This window comes from Pseudomonas sp. AM8, from assembly GCF_036346475.1.
In the GTDB taxonomy this organism is placed as follows: Bacteria; Pseudomonadota; Gammaproteobacteria; order Pseudomonadales; family Pseudomonadaceae; genus Aquipseudomonas; species Aquipseudomonas marginalis.
The window spans coordinates 94707-116082 of sequence record NZ_JAOTNX010000012.1 but is presented as its reverse complement, the minus strand read 5'-3'; the positions used below and the strand labels follow the sequence as shown (position 1 = coordinate 116082).

15 protein-coding genes are annotated in these 21376 nt (G+C 63.0%); 9 read left to right on the top strand and 6 right to left on the bottom strand.

The features are described from left to right. Positions 1-97: 97 nt before the first annotated feature. Entirely contained in the window at positions 98-727 is a 630-nt protein-coding gene (locus V3W40_RS25660) for a response regulator (protein ID WP_065927714.1), read from the bottom strand. After that, a complete protein-coding gene (locus tag V3W40_RS25655; RefSeq protein ID WP_330215857.1) occupies positions 727-3600 on the bottom strand; it encodes a PAS domain-containing sensor histidine kinase in 2874 nt (957 codons plus the stop codon). The genes V3W40_RS25660 and V3W40_RS25655 overlap by 1 nt, the downstream gene beginning before the upstream one ends. Positions 3601-4127: 527 nt before the next feature. Between V3W40_RS25655 and V3W40_RS25650 the strand changes: the two genes are divergently transcribed. Genes V3W40_RS25650 through V3W40_RS25630 form a run of 5 tightly spaced genes read left to right on the top strand, consistent with a single transcriptional unit; the run spans position 4128 to position 11681 of the window. Further along, positions 4128-6560 (top strand): TonB-dependent receptor plug domain-containing protein, encoded by a 2433-nt coding sequence (locus V3W40_RS25650; protein ID WP_065927716.1) that lies wholly within the window; start codon positions 4128-4130, stop codon positions 6558-6560. A 44-nt stretch (positions 6561-6604) separates the two neighbouring features. Next, complete coding sequence (locus V3W40_RS25645) at positions 6605-8218, top strand: ABC transporter substrate-binding protein (RefSeq protein WP_330215947.1); 1614 nt, start codon at positions 6605-6607, stop codon at positions 8216-8218. Further along, positions 8215-9165: an ABC transporter permease gene (locus tag V3W40_RS25640; protein WP_330215856.1), complete on the top strand. Its 951-nt coding sequence runs from the start codon at positions 8215-8217 to the stop codon at positions 9163-9165. Before V3W40_RS25645 ends, V3W40_RS25640 begins: the two co-directional genes overlap by 4 nt. A gap of 3 nt (positions 9166-9168) precedes the next feature. After that, the gene (locus V3W40_RS25635) at positions 9169-10053 is read left to right on the top strand and encodes an ABC transporter permease (protein ID WP_330215855.1); all 885 of its coding nucleotides are present in this window, start codon (positions 9169-9171) and stop codon (positions 10051-10053) included. Then, on the top strand, positions 10050-11681 hold the full coding sequence (locus V3W40_RS25630) for a dipeptide ABC transporter ATP-binding protein (protein ID WP_065927720.1): 1632 nt from the start codon (positions 10050-10052) through the stop codon (positions 11679-11681). The genes V3W40_RS25635 and V3W40_RS25630 overlap by 4 nt, the downstream gene beginning before the upstream one ends. 3 nt (positions 11682-11684) lie before the next feature. Here the strand turns inward: V3W40_RS25630 and V3W40_RS25625 are convergent, their stop codons facing one another. Continuing rightward, positions 11685-13016, bottom strand: a complete 1332-nt coding sequence (locus V3W40_RS25625) for an ABC transporter substrate-binding protein (RefSeq protein WP_065927721.1) — start codon at positions 13014-13016, stop codon at positions 11685-11687. Between the two features lie 1274 nt (positions 13017-14290). Continuing rightward, the gene (locus V3W40_RS25620; RefSeq protein WP_065927722.1) at positions 14291-14809 is read right to left on the bottom strand and encodes an SgcJ/EcaC family oxidoreductase; all 519 of its coding nucleotides are present in this window, start codon (positions 14807-14809) and stop codon (positions 14291-14293) included. Between the two features lie 164 nt (positions 14810-14973). Here V3W40_RS25620 and V3W40_RS25615 point away from each other — a divergent pair, with 164 nt between their 5' ends. The 4 genes from V3W40_RS25615 to V3W40_RS25600 are packed head-to-tail and all read left to right on the top strand — an operon-like array spanning position 14974 to position 19634. Beyond that, the gene (locus tag V3W40_RS25615; protein WP_330215854.1) at positions 14974-16152 is read left to right on the top strand and encodes a sensor histidine kinase; all 1179 of its coding nucleotides are present in this window, start codon (positions 14974-14976) and stop codon (positions 16150-16152) included. Further along, positions 16149-16802 (top strand): response regulator, encoded by a 654-nt coding sequence (locus tag V3W40_RS25610; protein ID WP_092489094.1) that lies wholly within the window; start codon positions 16149-16151, stop codon positions 16800-16802. The genes V3W40_RS25615 and V3W40_RS25610 overlap by 4 nt, the downstream gene beginning before the upstream one ends. 10 nt (positions 16803-16812) lie before the next feature. Continuing rightward, on the top strand, positions 16813-19128 hold the full coding sequence (locus V3W40_RS25605) for an ATP-binding protein (protein ID WP_137213043.1): 2316 nt from the start codon (positions 16813-16815) through the stop codon (positions 19126-19128). Further along, positions 19125-19634: a response regulator gene (locus tag V3W40_RS25600; RefSeq protein ID WP_330215853.1), complete on the top strand. Its 510-nt coding sequence runs from the start codon at positions 19125-19127 to the stop codon at positions 19632-19634. Before V3W40_RS25605 ends, V3W40_RS25600 begins: the two co-directional genes overlap by 4 nt. A gap of 18 nt (positions 19635-19652) precedes the next feature. Here the strand turns inward: V3W40_RS25600 and V3W40_RS25595 are convergent, their stop codons facing one another. Both V3W40_RS25595 and V3W40_RS25590 read right to left on the bottom strand, forming a co-directional pair. Continuing rightward, a complete protein-coding gene (locus V3W40_RS25595; RefSeq protein WP_330215852.1) occupies positions 19653-20216 on the bottom strand; it encodes a carboxymuconolactone decarboxylase family protein in 564 nt (187 codons plus the stop codon). A 163-nt stretch (positions 20217-20379) separates the two neighbouring features. Then, positions 20380-21348: an ABC transporter substrate-binding protein gene (locus tag V3W40_RS25590; RefSeq protein WP_330215851.1), complete on the bottom strand. Its 969-nt coding sequence runs from the start codon at positions 21346-21348 to the stop codon at positions 20380-20382. Positions 21349-21376 lie beyond the last annotated feature (28 nt).

Genomic DNA, 21376 nt, shown 5'->3' with positions numbered 1-21376 from the left:
CTGGCCCGATAATGGCACTGCCACCATCGGAGCATCCCTATTCTGGGGTAGGGATCCTGGAAAACCGCCTAGGAAAATCCCTACCCCCGTACACGCTTCACGAAATACCCAGGGTCATGGCGAAGCGCACAATGTCTGCGGTGGAGGAAAACCCCATTTTTTCCATCAGCCGGGTCTTGTGGGTGCTGACCGTCTTGTTACTGATGACCAACTGCTCGGCGATCTGGTTGACGCTCATACCGTGCGCCAGCAGGCGCAGGATCTGGAACTCGCGATCGGACAAACTCTCGACAAAGGTCTGCTGCTTCAAGCCACTGCTTTGCAGCGCGATCTGTTCCGCCAGCCCGGGGTCCAGGTAGCGTTGGCCACTGACCACTCGACGCATCGCGACCAACAGGGTTTCGGGATCGCGGTCCTTGGTCAGGTAGCCAAGTGCACCGGCGCGTAATGCCCGTTGCGCGATATGGATTTCGTTATGCATGCTCAACACCAGAATCGGCAGTTTCGGGTATTGGGTATGCAGGCGCGCAATCAGAATCTCGCCGCTGATACCCGGCATATTCATGTCGAGCAGCAACAGGTCGATCTCGACTTGGCGCAACAGTTCGATCAGTTGCGTACCACTCTCGGCTTCGGCCACCACCTGCACGTCGGCGACCAGCGAGAATAGTTGCTTGAGCCCTTCGCGCATGATGGTGTGGTCATCGGCGATCAGCATGCGAATCATCAATACCTATCCTTGTGCATCGGAATGAACGCCTGGACCGTAGTGCCCTGCCCAGGATGACTGAAAATGATCACTTTGCCGCCCAGCATCAGGCCGCGCTCACGCATGCCGGCCAAGCCCAGGGTCTGGCGGCCGACGGCATCGGGGTCAAAGCCCTTGCCGTTATCCTGGACCTCGAGCACCCAGTGCGTCTCCTGCGGGCTCAGGGTGACGCTGACCTGCGTCGCTTGGGCATAACGCGCGATATTGGTCAGCGATTCCTGCACGATGCGAAACGCTGCGGTCACGTGGGTATCCGGAAGGGTCAGGGGAATCAGCGGCAGGTTCAACGCACAGGGAACCTGGGTCAGGGTGACGAATTCGGCTGTCAGCCATTCAAGACCGGACACCAGCCCCAGGTTCAGCGCGGAGGGGCGCAGGCTCGTGGACACATTGCGCACGACCTGGATGGTCTTGTCGGTCAGCCCCATCAAGCGCTCGACCTGAGGGGTGAGCTCAGGCGTATCGGCGCCGAACTGAAACCTCAGCAACGAGATGCCCATGCGCAGCGCCGTCAGGTGCTGGCCCAGTTCGTCATGGATCTCCCTGGCAATCAGTTTGCGCTCCTCTTCCCGCGCCGTTTCCCGGCGGGTCGACAGGTCGCGTAATTGTGCGTTGGAATTGGCCAGGCGCCGCTCCGCCGCGCGCAGCTTGGAAATATCGCGCCCGACGGCCAGCACGCTGACAACGCGCTGGCCGTCGACCTCGGGAACAAAGTGGATCAACACCACCTTGGGCGCGGTTTTCAAACCCGACAATAAGAACTCCTGTTCCGTGGCTTTATTCTGGCGAATCACCTGGGCCACCAATTCTCGAAAAAGCTGGGACTGGGCGTTCAGGGGCACCACTTCATCCATGGGCATGCCCATCAGTTCCGGCCAGGCCCCGCCCACCCATTTTCGCAACTGCGCATTGACGTAAAGCACCTCCCCGAGAACACTCAAGCGAGCGACGGCGTCCGGGCTGTTTTCCACCAGGGCGTTGATGTCGTGCTGGCGTTCCAGTTCTTTCTGTCGGGCCCGGGTCAAATGGGTCACATCACGACCGATCACCAAGACCCGCGGGCCCAAGCTGCCCGAGTCGGCGACTGGCACCAGGGTAAAGTGCAGGTTGCGCACTTCGTTGCGCAGCACCATGCCCTCCTCTGACTCCACCACCCGTTCGGCGGCCCTGCATTGGTCATGAAGGGCCTGGATTTTTTCCGCGTTGAGCCGGCCAAATATCGACGCCAGCGCCTCGCCAATAACCTCGCCATGGGGTTTCCCAAGTACCTGCAACAGGGCCGGATTGACCTCGACACAGCGCAGCTCACCCCGTGGCGCTGCTTCCAGCAGGCACAACATGTCCAGGGTATGGTCGAAAATATCCCGGTAGCGGCGCTCGCGCTCCCTGAGCAAGGATTCGGAGCGCCAGCGTTCAATGGCAATCGCGGCAATGTGGCAGGTCTGGCGCACGCGCTGCAGGTCGCTCTCATCCAGCGCAGAGCCGGGCGAGCGCGACAACGCGAAAGCCCCAAGGGTCTGCCCCTGATTGTCGAGGATGGGCTCGTACCAGCAGGCGGAAGAAGGCTTGGATACCGACGAATCGAGGCTTTGCGGTTCAGCAAGCACTACGCCACAGGAACAGTGAGGCAAGGCCAGTTGAAGATAGCTCACCAGCAACCCCAGGGTTTCGTCCAGTGAGGCGCCCGTGGCCATTGTTTCGAAGATGCGCAGACGTGCGTCCTCAAGCACTTGCTGTTTGCGCAACTCAGTGATGTCGTGGGCCAGTGCCAGCACGCCTGTCACCTCACCGGATGGGCTGCGTTCAGCCATCAGGCTGACGACACAACTCACCGCTTCACCACCGGGGCCGGCCGGCCAACTGTTGAGGAATTGAGCGGTCTCGCCTGTGGATGCCACATGACGCAGATGGTCGAGGTAATCGCCGGGCTGCTCCCTGGGGCTGGCGCCTATGGCCTCGTCATAAGACATGCCGGTCAAGAGCAGGAACGTCGGGTTGACGTACGTACGCAACAGGTTGCGATCGTAGCGAACAATAATGTTGGGGGAATTCTCCGCCAGGGTGAGGAATTTCAGCTCGCTGCCCAGCAAGGTTTCGCGAAGCTGCCAGTTCTCGGTGATGTCTTCCAGTTGGGAGACAAAACAGATCGGCTGCCCCTGGTCGTCCCGCACCAGCCCCACGGTCAGGCGCACCCAGACAACCTGGCCGTCGTGGTGGATGTAGCGTTTATGCAAGGTAGCGCCCTGCCGTGCACCGCCCTTCAACTCTTCTATCAGCTGCTTGCCCACTTCGCGGTCTTCGGGGTGGGTCAAGGCCATGAACGTGGTGTTTTGCAGCTGTGCCTCGCTGTAGCCAAGCAGCCTGCAAATGACGCTATTGGCCCTCAGCCAACGACCGTCCAGTGACACGAGGGCCAAGCCAGTGCCGGAGGAATCGAAAATGGCTTCAAGGGGGATCTCGGAGAAGCGCTCGCTGTGGGAATGCGCGGTTGGGGGCCCAGGCAGGGGAAGGATTTCAACAATAAAATAGTCGTCGCGCCACGGTGTCATCGACAGGTTCAACCGGCCGGACTGCCTCGCGGTCGCCTCGAAACACACCCGGGATTGCCCATCGGCCTTTTCCAGCGCCGCATAAAAAAGCTGGCTGTCCTGCGGGCGCAGCAAGGAGAGAAACTCGGTGTTTGCCTCAGGAGAGACGCCGTTCTGACACTGCAACGTTGAAAACGCAGGGTTGCCCAACACGACCCGTGCAGATCGATCCAGGACCACAACCGCACCCGACAGGCAGGCAAATACGCCTTTAAGGGTTTGCAGCACTTCCTTGACTGCCATTACCGCTCCTGCATACGTCCACGCTTACGATGAAGACCCCACCGTAAATACTTCAAAAGTTGTTGCTGGTTCGGCCCATAAAAGCCTGGGTATCTGGCGAAGCCGGTAACCGAACCAGTCAATTGAATGTATGCCCAACGGGTGCCCACAAAAACAACACCCTATGGATAGCGTTGCCCGGCACTTGATGGAGACTATCGTAGTCTCATTTACGGCCGGCGCCAGCCAGACTAAAGATTTACGTTCAGCCGCAGGGAATCCTCACGCCGACCTCAGGCATGCCACCCCACGTCGATGTTTTGGATGTCGAACACTCAACCCACGCCAAGGCCCTGCACATAATAAAAATAGATGATCTTATAAATTTACAAGATAACAATATCTAATAATTAGCTTATTCCAAAAAAGACTTTCCCCACAGTTTTTTATAGGGATATCTTCATTCCACACACCGACCCCATGCCTGGCGGAGGACGTACCCCCGATCACCAGGAGCCTTCAGCAGGCTTACATGGACCCTTCCCGACATGCCAGACATCGCCGCCCCCCTACCCCGCAGAAGATTCCACCTGTCACTGCTGACCAGTTCCCTGCTGCTGGCCGGCGCGCCCTCCTTCGCCGAAGCCGCCGCCGACGAGGCCAAGCTCGATACGGTGACCGTGATCTCCACCGGTTTGCGTGGCCAGCAACGCACCGTGGCCGACAGCCCGGCACCGATTGACGTGATCAACAGCGAACAGTTGCTCAAGACCGGGCGCGCCGAGTTGTCCGAGGCGATTGCCAAGCTGCTGCCGTCGTTCAACTTCGGCACCAATATCGCCGGCTACAACTCGGTGACGCGTCCGCTGAGCAACCGCAGCCTCGGCCCGGCCTATACCCTGGTGCTGGTCAACGGCAAACGCCGGCACAACGGCGCCACCGGCCAGCGCGGGTCGATCGACAACAGCGGCGCCAATGCGGTGGACATCGACCTGATCCCGGTCAGTTCGGTGGACCACATCGAGGTGCTTAAAGACAGCGCGGCGGCCCAGTACGGTTCCGATGCCGTGGCCGGGGTGATCAATATCATCCTCAAGACCGGCAACAGCGGCGGGCATCTGGAAACCAGCTACGGCCAGTTGTTTTCCGGCCAGGGTGAGACGATCAAGGTGGCCGGCGACCAGGGTTTCAAGCTGGGCGACGGCGGCTTTTTCCACCTCTCCGCCGACGCCCGCAAACGCGGCGAGGCCGCGTGGAACGACAAGGCCGACAGCAGCGTACGCGCCTTCAACGACCCGGCCAGGGAAGCGGCCTGGGACCGCGTGGCAATCAAGAACGGCGACCCCGACCTGAAGGCCTTCAACCTCGCCTACAACACCGAACTGCCCCTGGAAGACCTGACGCTCTACTCGTTCTCAACCTACGGCGAGCGCGATGCCGAGGCCGCCAACTACTTCCGCCTGCCGACCGGCCGGGCCGCCGTGCCCGAGGTGTTCCCCGACGGCTACTACCCGCTGAACAACATCAAGGACCGCGACTACCAACTGCTGTTCGGCGGCAAGGGCCAGGCGGCCGAGTGGAACTGGGACCTGAGCACCACCTACGGACGCAACAACGTCCACCATTCCAGCGACCTGAATATCAACCCGTCCCTGGGCACCGCCTCGCCGACCAGGTTCGACAACCTGGCGACCTTTCGCTTCGAGCAGTGGGTGAACAACCTGGACGTCACCCGCCGCTACGACAGCCTGTTCAACCTGACCTCGCCGGTGCAAGTGTCGGCCGGCCTGGAGCATCGCTGGGAACATTTCAGCACCTTCGCCGGTGACCCCGAAGCCTATATCACCGGCACCTACCCGGCGGCATCGGGCGCACAGGCGGCGGTGACGATTCGCCCGGAGGATGAAGTCAGCCTGATCCGCAACAACTACGCCGGCTACCTGGACCTGGGCTTCGACCTGACCGAACGCTGGTTTCTCGACGTCGCCGGGCGCATCGAACATTACGATGACGACTCGGGCAACACCTTCGGCCTCAAAGTGAATTCGCGCTACGAGTTGACCGACAGCGTCGCCGTGCGCGGCACCGTCGGCACCGGCTTCCGGGCGCCATCCCTGACCCAGATCGGCTACACCGTGGCCGACAACCGGGTGGCCGTCGACGTGAACGGCAACGTGGTGCCCGCCGTGACCCGCCTGACCCCGTCGGGCAGCAACCTGGCCAAGGCCTTGGGTGGCGATGACCTCAAGCCGGAAAAGTCACGCAACCTTGGGCTGGGCTTGACCTGGCAGCCGGCACCGCGCACCAGCATCACCGCCGACGCTTACCTGATCGACATCGACGACCGCATCGCCCTGACCAGCAATATCTACGATCAGGGCAACGGCGTGATCAACGGCATCCTCACCGCCCAAGGCGTGCCCTCGGGGACCTGGGTCAACTACTACACCAACGCCTTCGATACCCGCACCCGTGGCCTGGACGTGGTCGCCGACCACACCACGCCGCTGGATGCCTGGGGCGATGTGCGCTGGAGCCTGGGCTTCAACTGGAACAAGACCACTATCGAAGGCACACGGGACACCCCGAGTGCGCTGGCCAACTCCGGCGTCACCCTGGTGGGCCGCGACCGCGAAGGCGATCTCACGCAAGCCTCGCCCAAGACCAAATGGATCCTGGGCGCCAACTGGAAGGTCGAGGACCTCGCAGTGAACCTGCAAACCAGCCGCTACGGTGCGGTCAAGACCCTGGCGGTAAACCCCTCCGGCGACCGCAGCTTCGGTGCGAAATGGATCACCGACCTGGACGTCAGCTACACCTTCGTCGACCAGATCACCGTCAGCATCGGCGGCACCAACATCTTCGACGTGCGCCCCGACCGGCACGCCGTCTACAGCAACCTGGGCCTGGCGCCCTACGGTAACCCGCCGTTCTACCCCGGCGGTGGCTACTGGTACACCAAGCTGGCCTACGACTTCTAAGCCAATCGCCATACGAGGGCATCCCATTGAACACCTCCAACTTGATGAGCCGTCTATTGGCCCCTTGCGTCCTGATGTTGAGCCTGGCCGCCTGCTCACCTGCGGGCAGTGACAGCCAGGCCGGCAAGACCCTGAACATCGCCTTCTTTGGCGACAACACCATCCTGGTCAGCATTGATCCGTTCCAGGTCTACTGGCTCGAACACCGGGTGCTGCTGCGCAATATCGCCGAATCCCTCACCGACCAGGACCCGCAGACCGGCAGGATCATTCCCTGGCTGGCGAAAAGCTGGGAAGTCAGTGACGACGCGTTGACCTACACCTTCCACCTGCGCGACAACGTCACCTTCAGCAACGGCGAACGCTTCGATGCCAAGGCCGTGAAAACCGCGTTTGACAGCAACAAGGCACTGGCGACCGAGCTGCCGGCCACCTTCGGCGCGACGTACCTGGCAGGCTTTGATCACGCCGAAGTGGTCGATGACTTGACCGTCAAGCTGGTGCTCGCCAAACCCAATGCGGGCTTCCTGCAGGCGACCTCCACGACCAACCTGGCCATCCTCGCGCCGGCCTCCTACGCGCTGAGCGTCAAGGAACGCTCACTCGGCAAGATCATCGGCACCGGCCCGTTCGTATTGGCCAGCTACACCCCGGAAGTCGGCGCGCACCTGACCAAGCGCAAGGGTTACGCCTGGGCGTCGGCCAATATGAAAAACCAGGGCGAAGCGCACCTGGATGCGGTGGACGTCACCTACATCCCCGAGGAAAGCGTGCGTAACGGCCTGTTCCTGCAAGGCAAGGCCGACATCCTGTGGCCCCGCAACCCGTTCTCGGAAGTCGACCTGAAACTGTTCCAATCCAAGGGCGCCACCATCCAGAGCCGCTCGCTGCCGGGGCCCTCCCTGAACCTGTTGCCCAACACCCGTGGCGGTCGCGTATTGGCCGATAAACAGGTGCGTCTCGCCGTGCAGAAAGCCATCGACCGCAAGAGCTACGCGAGTACCGTCTACAACGACGAGTTCGCGGTGGTAGACGGCATCTTTGATGTGACCACGCCTTACTTCAAGAGCCAGGGCGCCAAGCTCGCCTATGACCCGGTGGGCGCCGAGCGCCTGTTGGACGCTGCCGGCTGGGCCAAAGGCGCAGACGGCTATCGGCAGAAGGACGGTAAGCGCCTGAGCCTGAACTACAACGTCATGCAGGCCGAGACCGCCGGCGATGTGCTGCTGCAGGACCAACTGCGCAAAGTCGGCATTGAGGTAAAACTCAGCGTGGTAACGCGTGCCGAATGGGTCGCCAACAACTCCGCCGGCAACTACGACCTGACGATCAGCTACATGACCCGCGCCGATCCGATCATCCTGCAAACCATCCTTGATCCACGTACTGCCAACAGCTCAACCGTAGCGACGAACATCTTTGAGCCGCAGGTGCTTGAGCGCGCCAAGGGCCTGTTTGACGCCGGCATCACCGCCACCCAAAGCGCTCAAAGGGCGACAGCCTACGGCGACCTGCAGGACCTGCTGATCGACGAAGGCTCGGCGTTCCCGGTGTATGAGCGCGTGTGGCAGGCCGCGACGTCGCCCAAGGTGAAAAACTTCCGCTGGACCGCCGAAGGCTTCGCCCTGCTGGGCGATATCGAGGTCGGCACGCCATGAGCCGCTACCTGATAGGCCGGGTCGGCCAGGCGCTGCTGGTGCTATGGGGGGCCTATAGCATCACCTACTTCATCCTCTATCTGCTGCCGGGCGATACCTTGTCGATCATGCTCAGCGCGTCCGGCATGGAAGCCGACGCCCTGTCGGTGGAAGACCTGGCCAAGGCGCGCGTCTACTACGGCTTGGACAAAGGCCTGTTCGAGCAATATATCGACCTGCTGCTGGGGGCATTGCGCGGGGACTTCGGGCAGTCGCTGTCGCTCAATCGCCCGGTGGCCGAATTGCTCGCCGAGCGTCTTCCCCAGACCCTTTCCCTGGCCGGCCTGGCGATTGTGCTCTCGCTGCTCGGCGGTATCGGCCTGGCTTACCTCACCGCGTATATCCGCTGGCAACCGTTGAAAAAGGCACTCGCGCGCTTGCCGTCCCTGGGCTTTTCGGTGCCGGTGTTCTGGATGGGGTTGCTGTTGATCCAGGTGTTTGCGTTTGGCCTGGGTTGGTTTCCCGCCACCGGCAGCCGTGGGGTTGAAAGCCTGGTGCTGCCGGCGATCACCCTGGCGATTCCCAGCGCAGCGGTGTACGCCCAGGTGCTGCAACGCAGCTTCCAGGGCGTGTGGAAAGAGGTCTATATCGTCACTGCGTACGCCAAGGGCTTGAGCCGGGGCCAGGTGCAGGCGCGCCACGGGTTCAGGAACGCCGCGCTGCCGATCCTCACCCTGATCGGCCTGCAGGTGGGTAACACCGTGTCCGGCGCGGTGCTGGTGGAAACCATCTTCGCCCGCTCCGGTATCGGCCGCCTGGCCCAGGAAGCGGTGCTGCGCCAGGACATTCCGGTGGTGCTGGCCATCGTCGCGGTTTCGGCGGCGGCATTTGTCCTGGTGAACCTGCTGGTGGACCTGCTTTATCCCTGGCTCGACCCGCGCATCTCCCACACGCCCAAGGTGTCCTAGACCATGACGACGCTTACCCGGAAACTGATCCGCAGCGAAACACTCTGGCGTCGCCGCAGCCCGTGGCAACGCGCGACGGCGACACTCCTGCCATTGCTGCGCCGCCCAGGGTTCAGCCTGGCGGTGCTGGTGGTGCTGTTCTCCCTGGTCGCCGCCATGACGCCGCAACTGCTGAGCAGCTTCGACCCTTACGCCACCGCGCCCGCCGCCAAACTCAGCGCCCCCAACCTGACCCACTGGTTCGGCACCGATGAGCTGGGCCGCGACCTGTTCACCCGCGTGGTCTACGGCGCCAGCCTGTCAGTGCTGGCCGCCTCCCTGGCGGTCGGCATCGCCCTGGTGGGCGGGTTGGGGCTGGGCATTTTGTCCGGGTTTGCCGGTGGCCGTATCGATGCCCTGATCATGCGCTTTGTCGATGTGCTGCTGGCCCTGCCCGGCCTGTTGCTGGCCCTGGCGATTGTCACGGCCATTGGCTTCGGTACGGTACCCGTGGCGATTGCCGTGGGCATTGGCATCATTCCCGGCTTTGCCCGCACCACCCGTGCCGAAGTGCTGCGGGTGAAAACCCTGCCCTATGTCGAAGCCGCTCGCCTGGGCGGTGCCAGTTGGGGCCGCACGTTGTTGCGGCACATCCTGCCCAACGCCTGGGGCCCGGTAGCCGTGCTGGCGACCCTGGATTTCGGCGCCGCGATCCTCGCCACCGCAGGCTTGAGTTTTCTCGGTTTCGGCGCCGCCCCACCGGCGGCGGAATGGGGCACCTTGATCGCCAACGGCCGCCACTTCCTGATCACTGCTCCGTGGGTGTCCTTGTTGCCTGACCTGTTCCTGGTGGCCGTGGTGTTCAGCCTCAACCATATCGCCCGCACGTTCGAGGAGATCCAGCGATGAGCACCCAGCCGCTTTTAATCGATGTGCGCCAACTGAGTGTCGACTACCGTTCCGGCGGCCAGCTCAATCCGGCGGTGCGCAGCCTGTCGTTTTCACTCACCCAGGGCGAGACCGTGGCGATTGTCGGCGAGTCCGGCTCGGGCAAATCCACCCTGGCTAACGCCATCCTAGGCCTGCTGCCCGAGAATGCGCAGATCGGCGCCGGTGAACTGTGGGTGGATGGCCACAACCTGACCCACGCCAGCGAACGGCAGAAACGCAAGCTGCGTGGGCGCACCATCGGCCTGGTGCCCCAGGACCCGATGGTCAGCCTCAACCCCACATTGCGCATCGGCCAGCAAATCGCCGAGGCGCTGGTACTCGCCAAGGGCAAACGCTACCCCGCTGTCGACGCCGACATTGTCGAGCTGCTGCAACAGGTGGGCATCGACAAGCCGGTACTTCGCGCACGCCAGTATCCCCATGAACTCTCCGGCGGCATGCGCCAGCGCGTGCTGATCGCCATCGCCCTGGCCGGCAACCCGCGCCTGATCATCGCCGACGAGCCCACCAGCGCCCTCGACGTGACCGTGCAGCGCAAGATCCTCGACCACTTGCAGCGCCTGGTCAGTGAACGCGGCATTTCCCTGCTGATCATCACCCATGACCTGGGCGTGGCGCTCGACCGTGCCGACCGCATCCTGGTGATGCAACAGGGTGAAGTGGTAGAGCAAGGTCCGCCACGGCAGATCCTCGCGCACCCCAGCCACGACTACACCCGCGCGCTGATCGCCGCCGCACCCGCCTTCGCCAGGCGGCGTGAACCGTTGCTCAACCTCGACCTGGGACGTGAGCCGATCCTGAGCCTGCACAACGTCGGCAAGACGTTTGCCCTGCCCAAGGTCAAGGGCGAGCCCTCGACCTTCGTGGCCCTGGAGGATCTGAGCCTGGAGGTCTACCCCGGCCAAACCCTGGCCATCGTCGGCGAGTCCGGCTCGGGCAAGAGCACCGCGCTGCGTATCGCCCTGGGCCTGGAAAAGCCGACCCAGGGCCGGGTGCGGTTCGAGCAGCAAGACGTCACCGACCTGAGCTGGCGCGACTTCCGCCCGTTGCGCCAACGCCTGCAACTGGTGCAACAAAACCCCTTCGCGGCGCTGGACCCGCGCTTCACGGTATTCGACAGCATTGTGGAGCCGCTGGTGTCGTTTGGCTTGCTCAAGGGCGCCGCCCTGGAGCAGGCAGCGCGGGCGTTGATCAGCCGCGTGCACCTGCCGGTGAGCTTTCTGGATCGTCTGCCCCGTGAACTGTCGGGTGGGCAGTGCCAACGGGTCGCCATCGCCAGGGCCTTGGCGTTGAAACCCGACCTGCTGTTGCTGGATGAACCGGTCAGCGCCCTCGACGTGTCGGTGCAGGCGCGCATCCTCGACCTGCTGGAAGAGCTGCAACGGGAGATGGGCATTGCCTATGTGCTGGTGTCCCACGACTTGTCAGTGGTGGCCAACTTCGCCCATGAGGTGCTGGTGCTGCGCAATGGCCGCGTGGTTGAGCAAGGCTCGGTCGCGCAGATCTTCAACCAGCCGGCCAGCGACTACACCCGCGAACTGATTGCCGCCATCCCTGGCCGGCAACTTACGGCAAGCGCCGCCTGAGGTTTACTGTGCCGAGCAATCACGCGCCACGATGCCCTTCTCCTGGGCATACGCGGCGGACTTGGCTTCGATCAACGGACGCAAGGTGGCGCGATCGGCCTGCAGCCAGTCGGTCACCAGCACCCATTTTTGCCCATCCCACTGCTGCACCCGGGCGGAGCCGCCACCTTCGTGGTCGGCGCAGGACAGCTTCAACGGTGCCAGCAGACCTTCGAAGCCCATGGCCTTGAGGCGCGCGGCGTCGATGTCCAGGTGCTCGAACGCCCAGCGGGTTTCCTCGCCGTTCAGCGCGCGGTTGCCGAATTTGGCCTGGCCGGTGCGCAGCGCTTCGACGGCAATCGCGGCGTTGATCAGGCCGATGTTGTAGTAGACCTTGCCGAAGTAGCTGGGGTCCTTGAGGTTGCTCTTGCCGGGATCGAGGATGAACTGCCTGAGCTTTTTATGGATGTCGAAACTGTCGCCACCGGGGAACGGCGCCAACGCCTGGTAGCCTTTAGCGGCGGTGCCGGCGGGTATCACGTCGGCTTCGGAGCCGGCCCAGACATCACCGATCAGGCGGTCCACGGGGATGCCAAAGCGCACGGCGGTCTTGATGCCGACGGGGGTGGACACGCCCCAGGTGCGCAGGAACACCCAGTCCGGGTTGATCTGCCGCACCTGGCGCCACTGGGTCGACTGCTCGTTGCCGGGGTCGGCCACGGGGATCTGGATGTTCTCGAACCCGTATTTTTGCGCCAGCAATTGCATGGCTGCCTGGGTTTCGCGGCCGTAGGCGGAGTCGTGATAGACGGTGACGATCTTCTTGCCCTTGAGCTTGTCCAGGCCGCCTTCGCGCTGGGCGATGTAGTTGATGCCCACCGACGCCTGGCCGTAGTAGTTAAGCAACAACGGGAACGCGTAGGGAAACACGCGGCCATCGGTGGATTCGGTACGCCCGCCGGCGCCATCGATCAGCGGGATGTGGTCAATGGCGGCACGGTCCATCAGCGCATAGGAGGCCGGTGTGCTGTGGGTGAAGAAGAACCCGGTGGGTGCGCCGTCGAGACCGGCTTTGTAGCGCTCATAGCATTCGATGATGCGGTCGGTCTTCCACTCGGTCTCGCACTCCTGCCAGACCAGCTTGACGCCGTTCACGCCGCCTTCGACTTCGTTGATGTAGCGGAAGTAATCAATCTCCCCCGCCCACCACGGAATGCCGCTGGAAGCGTAGGCGCCGACCCGGTAGGTGGCCAGCGGGATGAACTGTTGATCGTTGGCGGCCTGGGCAACCGGCCCGCCCAAGGCGCCGAGTGCCAGCAGGCTGGCGATGACTGTGCGATGCAAGACGTTGTGCATGGGTGTGGTTTCTTATGAAAGGTGAGGTTTCCCTCCCGTTGTCGGGTCAGCGCCAATCGGGTCACAACACAATTCATGCCAAGCCTGGAAGCCCTCAAATTCGAGGGTTGGCGCTGTACCGGTCACCCTTCACGACCAGGACAATCGAACACTTTATTGAACCGCTGTTGCGCTACCAACACTGCGCTCGGTCGTCAGGGTTGACCTGCAACTGAAAAACCTCACCAACCGCTACTACGGGTACGCCTGGTATGGCCCGGACGGCGCCAAAGCGTCGCTGCACTCACCGGGTGACGGGTACACCGAGCCTGGGCGAGGAGCCGAGTGGTGAGGGTGGTTGCTTCCGTGGCGGCCTTCGGGCCGACCATGCGCTGGAGTTGGAATGAGTACATATCCGTTGCTGCGGTAACGGCCACTTAGGGTTCCGCTCTTACAGCGGGTCACTTTGGAAAAGCCCCAAAGTCCACCAAAGGGCTCTTGCCCCAACGCTCGGCACCTCGCCTAGGCTCGGTGTGCCCGAACGAAGGCTTGAATCCGTGGGCCGCCGTCATGGGCCATCCTTGGCCCAGGACGGCTAACCCGGCGTCCTGCCGGGTTACCCACGGATTCAAGCCTGCGTTCGGCCAGCGTGTTTAACGGGGCGCCTGAGATCAAGATCAAAAGCCAGAGCCAGAGCCAGAGCCAGAGCCAGAGCCAGAGCAGATCAAAAGATTGCTGACTTCGTCAGCGATTAAGGAAGTAGAAGCCACACCGCGTACGCTTCAAAGATCAGGTCGGCTTTAAGGCCGCCTCGCTTTGTTTTTGATCTGGGATCGCCCCGTCAAACACGCTGGCCGAACGCAGGCTTTGGAGCGTGGGTAACCCGGCAGGACGCCGGGTTAGCCGCACTGGGCCAAGGATGGCCCATTGCGGCGGCCCACGCTCCAAAGCCGGAGTGAGGGCACACCGAGCCTAGGCGAGGTGCCGAGTGTTGGGGCGAAGCGTTTTTGGTTACTTTTGGCGCTCTTCCAAAAGTGACCCGCTGTAAGAGCGGAACCATAGGTGGTCGTGACCGCAGCAACGGATATGTACTCGGTCAAAGCCAACGACATGGTCGGCCCGAAGGCCGCCACGGAAGCAAACCACAGACCTCTGAAAGTTGTGTAGTGGACTTGTTCCCTCGCAGGGCATCAGTTGGATAGGCGCCGGATCCCGAGCCGTCACAGCAACAATCTCCCAGCCCCAACAAAAAAATGCCCACCCCCGCCAAGGGATGGGCATTTTCCCTCCAACCATTACTGCTTAGCGTGCTTGGCCTGTACTTCAGGCATCGCCGAAGAATGATGGTTAAGAATTTTCCACTGGCCACCCACCTGCTCATAGACGAAGGTGTAGCGCGCCTGCACCTGACGCACCTTGCCATCCGACTCGGTCAGGGTGAAGGTGTAGACGCCACTGTCCATGGCCACGTTGCTGCCCAACTGGCGGATCTCGCGGTAGTTGATCTGGCCCACCGGCTTGAGCGCCAGGAAGTGGTCGAAGTAGTCGGTGATCTGCTCCGGCGTCGTGCGCACCTGGTTGGAAACGGTCGGCTGCAACACAGCGCCCGGCGCGTAGAGGTCGACCACGGATTTCGCGTTGCCGGTCTGCAGGGCGCTGTTCCAGCGGTCGAATAAACCGGCAATCTCGCGGTCTTTGACATTGGCCGGCGCCTGGGCGACTTCACGGTAGACATACGGGGCCGTCTCGGCGGCATGAACAAACGGTACGCTCAGGGCAAACATCAGGGCGATCGGGGCGATATCGAATTTCATTGCATTACTCCAGTGGTCGTCGTTGAGGCCACTTTGCCAACCTGCCCGCCAGCCGCCATCGGCCAACCGGAGGTATTTACCTATGCCATTTGGCAGATAGCGCCCAAGGGGTCCGACCATGTCTAATAGATCCCCCTCGCGCCCGCAGCAATGGAGCATCAACCATGCATGACACGCCCCATGATCCCGGCAGCGCCCTGGCCATGCGCGCGCACTTTCGCCAATCGCAAAGTCGTACGGCGCGCCTGCGCCTGTTGGTGGATACCGGCCAGGAATTGCGCCAACTGGCCCCCGACGCCATGCGCGAACGCGTGCTCGCGCGGGCCTGCGCGTTTCTGGCCATGGACCACGGGCTGCTGCAGGAGTGGGACGCCGAGGGCATCGCCTATACCAGCGCCCGCCATGGCAACCCGTCGCGCTTGGGCAGCCTGGCCGCCCTCGCCGACCGCAGCCTGCGCACGGCGTGCTGGCAGGAGCGTCCATCCGAGGACGTGCCCAGCGTCTTGCAAGTGCCGTTGCGCGCCGGTGACGGCGATGCCTTTGGTGTACTGGTGCTGGGCAATAGCGTCAGCCTGCGGGCGCCGGAGCACGAAGACAGCGAGTCCCTGCAACTGCTCGCCACATTACTGGCCGCCCACCTGGAAAACGACCGGCTGCTGAGCACACTCAAGCTGCGCGACAAAACCCTGTCCGACCTGGTCAACCGCTTGCTCCGCGCCCAGGAAGACGAACGCAAACGCGTCGCCTACGACCTCCACGATGGCCTGGCGCAAACCCTGGCGGGCCTGCACCAGCGGCTGCAAGGCTTTGCCGGGCGCTGCCCGCCGCTGCCGGAGGCATTGGCCGCCGACCTGGAGGCGATTCTTACCCTGGCCCAACACTCGGTTGGCGAGGGCCGGCAACTGATTGCGGGCCTGCGTCCCACGGTGCTGGATGATTTCGGCTTGTTCAAAGCCCTCGATAAGGAGGCCGACCGCCTGCGTGACGCCGGCATCAACGTGGTGTGGCAGGCGCACTGTGAGACGCGCTTACCCAGCCAGGTGGAAATCGCCTTGTTCCGGATCGGCCAGGAAGCCATCAACAATGTGCTCAAGCATGCGCGCGCAAGCCAAGTGCAACTGGCCCTGGCGCTGCACGACGGCCAGGCGTCCCTGCGGCTGGACGACAATGGCCGAGGCTTCAAGGCAGAGCCATCAACGGATGACGCCCAGCATCTGGGCCTCGCCACCATGCAGGAGCGCGCCAGCCTGTTGGGCGGCAGCTTCACCTGCGTCAGCACCGTCGATGGCGGTACCCGGCTGCACGCCCGCGTGCCTGCGCACTTGATTGGAGTCCCGCAATGACCCACGTCCTGCGCCTGGTGCTGGCGGACGACCATGAAGTCACGCGCACCGGTTTCGTCTCCCTGCTGGCCGGCCACCCGCAGTTCGAGGTGGTCGGCCAGGCCGGCGATGGCCTGCAAGCGGTGGAGCTGTGTGAGCAACTGCTGCCGGATATTGTCATCCTCGACATTCGCATGCCCGGGCTCAATGGCCTGGGCGCCGCACGCTTGCTGCAACAACGCCTGCCGGCGGTGAAGGTGGTGATGTTCACCATGGACGACAGCCCCGAGTACCTGGAGGCGGCCATGAATGCCGGTGCGGTGGGCTACCTGCTTAAAGACGCCAGCCGTGCCGAGGTGATCCAGGCACTGCAACACGTGGCCGCCGGTGGCGAGGCGCTCAACACGGCGGTCAGCGCCCGGCTGTTGCGGCGCATGACCGAACGCCAGGCCAGCGGTGCCGCCCCCGGCGAACCGCTCACCCCACGGGAACGCCAGGTCCTCGGCTTGGTCGCCAACGGCATGAGCAACCGCGCCATCGGCGAACACCTGGGCATTACCACCGGCACGGCCAAGGCCCATGTCGAGCGGGTGATCGGCAAGCTCGGCGCGGCTGACCGTACCCAGGCCGCCGTGCGGGGCATCGCCTTGGGCCTGGTGACACCCACATGAGGCGGCCCAAATGAGAAAGCGTTGGGCCGACCTGCCGCTGCGCGGCAAGGCGCTGGTGGTGATTTCACTGCCACTGGTGGTGCTGTTGCTGTCCCTGGTGCTGATCTACACCACGGAACGCCAGACCGCCCGCGCCGAAGAGGATGTGCGCCGGGTTTTACGCGTGCAAGGCGATATCCAGGCCGTGCATACCCTGCTCGCGGAAGCCGCCGCCAGTGTGCGCGGTTACCTGCTCACCCGCCGCGAAGACTTCCTGCCCAGCTACCTGAACGCCAAGCCCCAGATCGAGTCGGCCCTGCGCCGACTGGACCGCAACGTACGCGATCAACGGGTGCGCGAGCAGCTCAGCGCGATCAAGCCGCTGATCGACGGCAAGGTCGACGGGCTGGAGGAAATGCTCAAGGACAGCGACGCCACACCGGAGTCCATCAGTGCCATCCTGATCAGCAACAAGCACATCCTCGATGCCCTGCGCCAGCACATCAGCACCATGCTCACCCTTGAGGCGTCGTTGCTGGCCGAGCGCAGCGCCGCCGCCTCCGAAACCCGCCAACGCTTGTTGCTGTCGACCTGGCTGGCGGCGATCTGCGGCTTGTTCGGGGCGATTGTCGCGGTGCTGTTTCTGTCCAAGGGCATTGTCGCCCGGGTGCAGAATGTGCAGCGCAATGCCCAACGCCTGGCCCTGGGCTCGCCGCTGCTGCCACAGCCGCCGGAAAAAGACGAAATCGGCCAGTTGGGCACCAGCCTGGTGGAGGCCGGACTGTTGCTGGCCGAACGCGAACGCGCCTTGCGCGACAACGAAGAACGCTTGCGGCTGATCATCGATGGGGTCAAGGACTACGGGATCTTCGCCCTCGACACGGCGGGCCATGTCACCAGTTGGAACAACGGCGCCGAGCGGATCAAGGGCTATACCGAACAAGAGATAATCGGCCAGCATTTCTCGCTGTTCTACCTGCCCCAGGAATGCCCGCAGCACCCGGACATGGCGTTGCGCGAGGCCACCCGCAACGGTGATTACACCGAAGAAGGCTGGCGCTGCCGCAAGGACGGCACGCGGTTCTGGGCCAGCGTGGTGATCACGGCGCAATACGACGGCACCGGCGCCCTGCGCGGTTTTTCCAAGATCACCCGCGACATCACCGACCGCCGCGCGGCGGAGATCGCCCTGCGCACCGCCCGCGAGGAAGCCGAACGCGCCAGCCGCGCCAAAAGCCAATTCCTGTCGCGCATGAGCCACGAACTGCGGACCCCGCTCAACTCGATCCTGGGCTTTGCGCAACTGCTGGACATGGACGCGCCCAAGGCGCAAAAGGCCGATGTCGGTCATATTCTGCGCGCCGGCCAGCACCTGCTCACGCTGATTAATGAAGTGCTGGACATCGCCAAGATCGAGGCCGGAAGCCTGGCGTTGAATATCGTGCCGATCCCGCTTGCGGGCACCTTGCAAGAGGCGCTGACGCTGGTGTCGCCCATGGCCGCCGACGCAGGCGTGCAGTTGCGGCCGCTGCCGGCACTGGCGGCGGATACGGGCATCGTTGCCGACCGCCAGCGCCTGACCCAGGTGCTGCTGAACCTGCTGTCCAATGCGATCAAATACAACCGGCGCGATGGCCAGGTGAGCCTTGAGGTCGATATCCGTGGACAACGAGTCAGCGTGGCTGTGTGCGATACCGGCAACGGCATCGCAGCCGATCATATGGGGCAACTGTTCAAGCCTTTCGAACGCCTGGGGGCCGACCCGAATGTGGAAGGCAGCGGCCTGGGCCTGGCACTGAGTAAAAGCCTGCTGGAGAACATGGACGGCCGACTCAAGGTGCAGAGCCAGCCCGGCGTCGGCTCGCGCTTCACCCTGGAACTGCCCTTCGTGCGCGTGGCCCACGCCCAGAGTATTGCCACGCCCGGCATCGACACCGAATTGAAGCGCCCTGCTCCCGTCGTCAGCACCTTCGAGGGCAAGGTGTTGTGCATCGAGGACAACCTCTCCAGCCTGGCGCTGATCGAAACCCTGCTGCAACGTCGGCCCGGCATACGCCTGCTGTCGAGCATGCAAGGCCAACTGGGCCTGGACCTCGCCGCGCAGCATGCGCCACAGCTGATTCTGCTGGATGTGTCGCTGCCGGACATCAATGGTTTGAAGGTGCTGCAACGCCTGCGTCAGTCACCGATCACCCGCGAAACACCGGTGCTGATGATCACCGCCGACGCCAGCGACCTTACCCGCCAGACCTTGCAGGAAGCAGGCGCCACCGCGGTATTGAACAAACCGATCAACGTGCCGGCGTTTCTCGCCCACCTCGACCAAGCTTTTCCGGAGCCCGCGTGAACCTCGACCTGCGTATTCTGATCATCGACGACCAACGCCCGAACCTCGACCTGGTGGAGCAACTGCTGGCGCGCGAAGGGCTGACCAACGTGCTGAGCAGCACCCAGCCGCTGCGCACCCTGGAGTTGTTCAACAGCTTCGAGCCGGACCTGGTGATCCTCGACCTGCACATGCCGGAGTTCGACGGCTTTGCGGTGCTGGAGCAACTCAACCGGCGCATCCCCCAGGGTGAATACCTGCCGATCCTGGTACTCACTGCCGACGCGACCCGCGACACGCGCCTGCGTGCCCTGGCCCTGGGCGCCCGGGACTTCATCAGCAAACCCCTGGACGCGCTGGAAACCATGCTGCGGGTATGGAACCTGCTGGAAACCCGGGTGCTGTACAAGACCTTGCGGACGCTGGTGCCGGCGGATCAGATTGAGTTGTTGCAGCGGCGCGGTGCTACCCCCACGCCCGGCAACGTCGAAGCGGCGCCGGCGTCAACCGCGATACGACGCTGCTAGCGCCCGCGGGTTCGGTTTTCAAGGTTCGGCAAATGGCAGCGGGGTATCGGTATCACGGCGAACGGCAAACACATTCAGGGTCATCGCCACCAGGGCGTAATAACCGAAGACCCCGACCAATTCGACCACGGCGGGCTCCCCGAACACTTGGATCGCCTGCGCATACAGCGCGTCGTCGATTCGACGCGTCTCGTACAACGTCTTGCCTAACCGATAGACCAGTTGCTCGTCCTCACGCGTAAAGACCGGAACTGCCCGCTCACGCAACGCCTCGATCACCGCATCAGCCACCCCCGCCGAACGTGCGATAGGCTCATGAATCTGCCACTCCGCCTGGGACTGCCACCACGCGGCAGTGAACAGGATCGCAAGTTCGCTCAGGCGCAGTTCGAGCCGAGTGCCATACCGACAGAACGCCCCCAGGCGCTGCGCATGATTGGCCAGTTCCGGGCTTTGAATCCACGCCAGGAATGGGCCGTCCAGGTTCCCGCGTGGTCCCGCAAGAATGTCCTTGAGCACTGCGCGCTGAGCGTCGTCCATGGTCGCTTCAGTCAATTCGCTGAGCCGCGATTGAATCGTCATGCGCTATTTCCTCAGAGGCTTTTCAATGTGCTGTTCACCGCACACAGGAGTTTGTCGGTTATCTCATCCAAGTGACAGTCCTCGAGAATGAACGGCGGCGCCAGCAAGCTCATTGATTAATCTCTTTTACTCATGAAGCAAGGCATCCTTGCCCTGGAACGACCTACAACGTCGCTTCGATCTTCTTCGCCGCCGCTTCACTCACCCAGCCATGCCAGATCTCCGGGTGCTGCTGGAAGAACAGCTTGGCCAGCTTGGGAGAGTCGATGTGCTCCTTGGTCATCCGCGCCAGGTTCTGGTTGAGCAGGTCAATCGGCAGGTTGACCTTTTCCAGCACCGCCACCAGCTCCGGTGCCTGTTCATGGAACGCTTTGGACAAGCCGACCTGAATGCTGATCTTCTTGTCCACGCCCGGTTTTTCTTCCAACTTGACCAGGTCGACCTGCCCCATCAGCGGCGTCGGCGTCCAGTAGTAGAACAGGATCGGTTCACCGCGCTTGTAGCTCGACAACACCGCCGCATCCAACGCCGGGCCGGTGCCTGGGCGAAAGTTGGTGTAGCTGGCTTCAAGACCATAGTTCTTGAGCATCTCGCTGTTTTCCAGCTCGCACGTCCAGCCCGCCGGGCAGTTGTAGAAGCGGCCCTTGCCGGGTTCTTCCGGGTCCTTGAACAGTTGGGCGTACTGCGCCAGATCGGCAATCTTCTTCAGCTCGGGGGCCTTGGCTTTCAGCCCGCGCTTGGCATCCCCCTCCACCAGGTAACGCGGCACGTACCAGCCTTCGGTGGCGCCTACGATGGGGGCGCCGACGCCCACCACCTTGCCGCTGGCCGCCGCCTTGTTCCACACCTCACTGCGCCCGATCCACTCCTCGGCCAGCACCTGGATGTCGTTGCTGCCCAGCGCGCTCTCCATGGTGATGGAGTTACCCGGCAAGGTGTCGACCGCGCAGCCATAGCCATCCTTGAGCAGGGTTTGCAGCACATCGGTCAGCAGCATCGCGCTTTCCCAGTTCAGGCCGGCGAACTTCACCGGTTTGCCGGATTCGCACCATCCGGCAGCCTGGGTCGTGGCGCTGCCCGCTAACAGCCCGCAAGAAAGTAGCCATGCCATCACGTTTTTATTCATCTTCATCATCGATGCACCTATGCAGTGAAAGGGT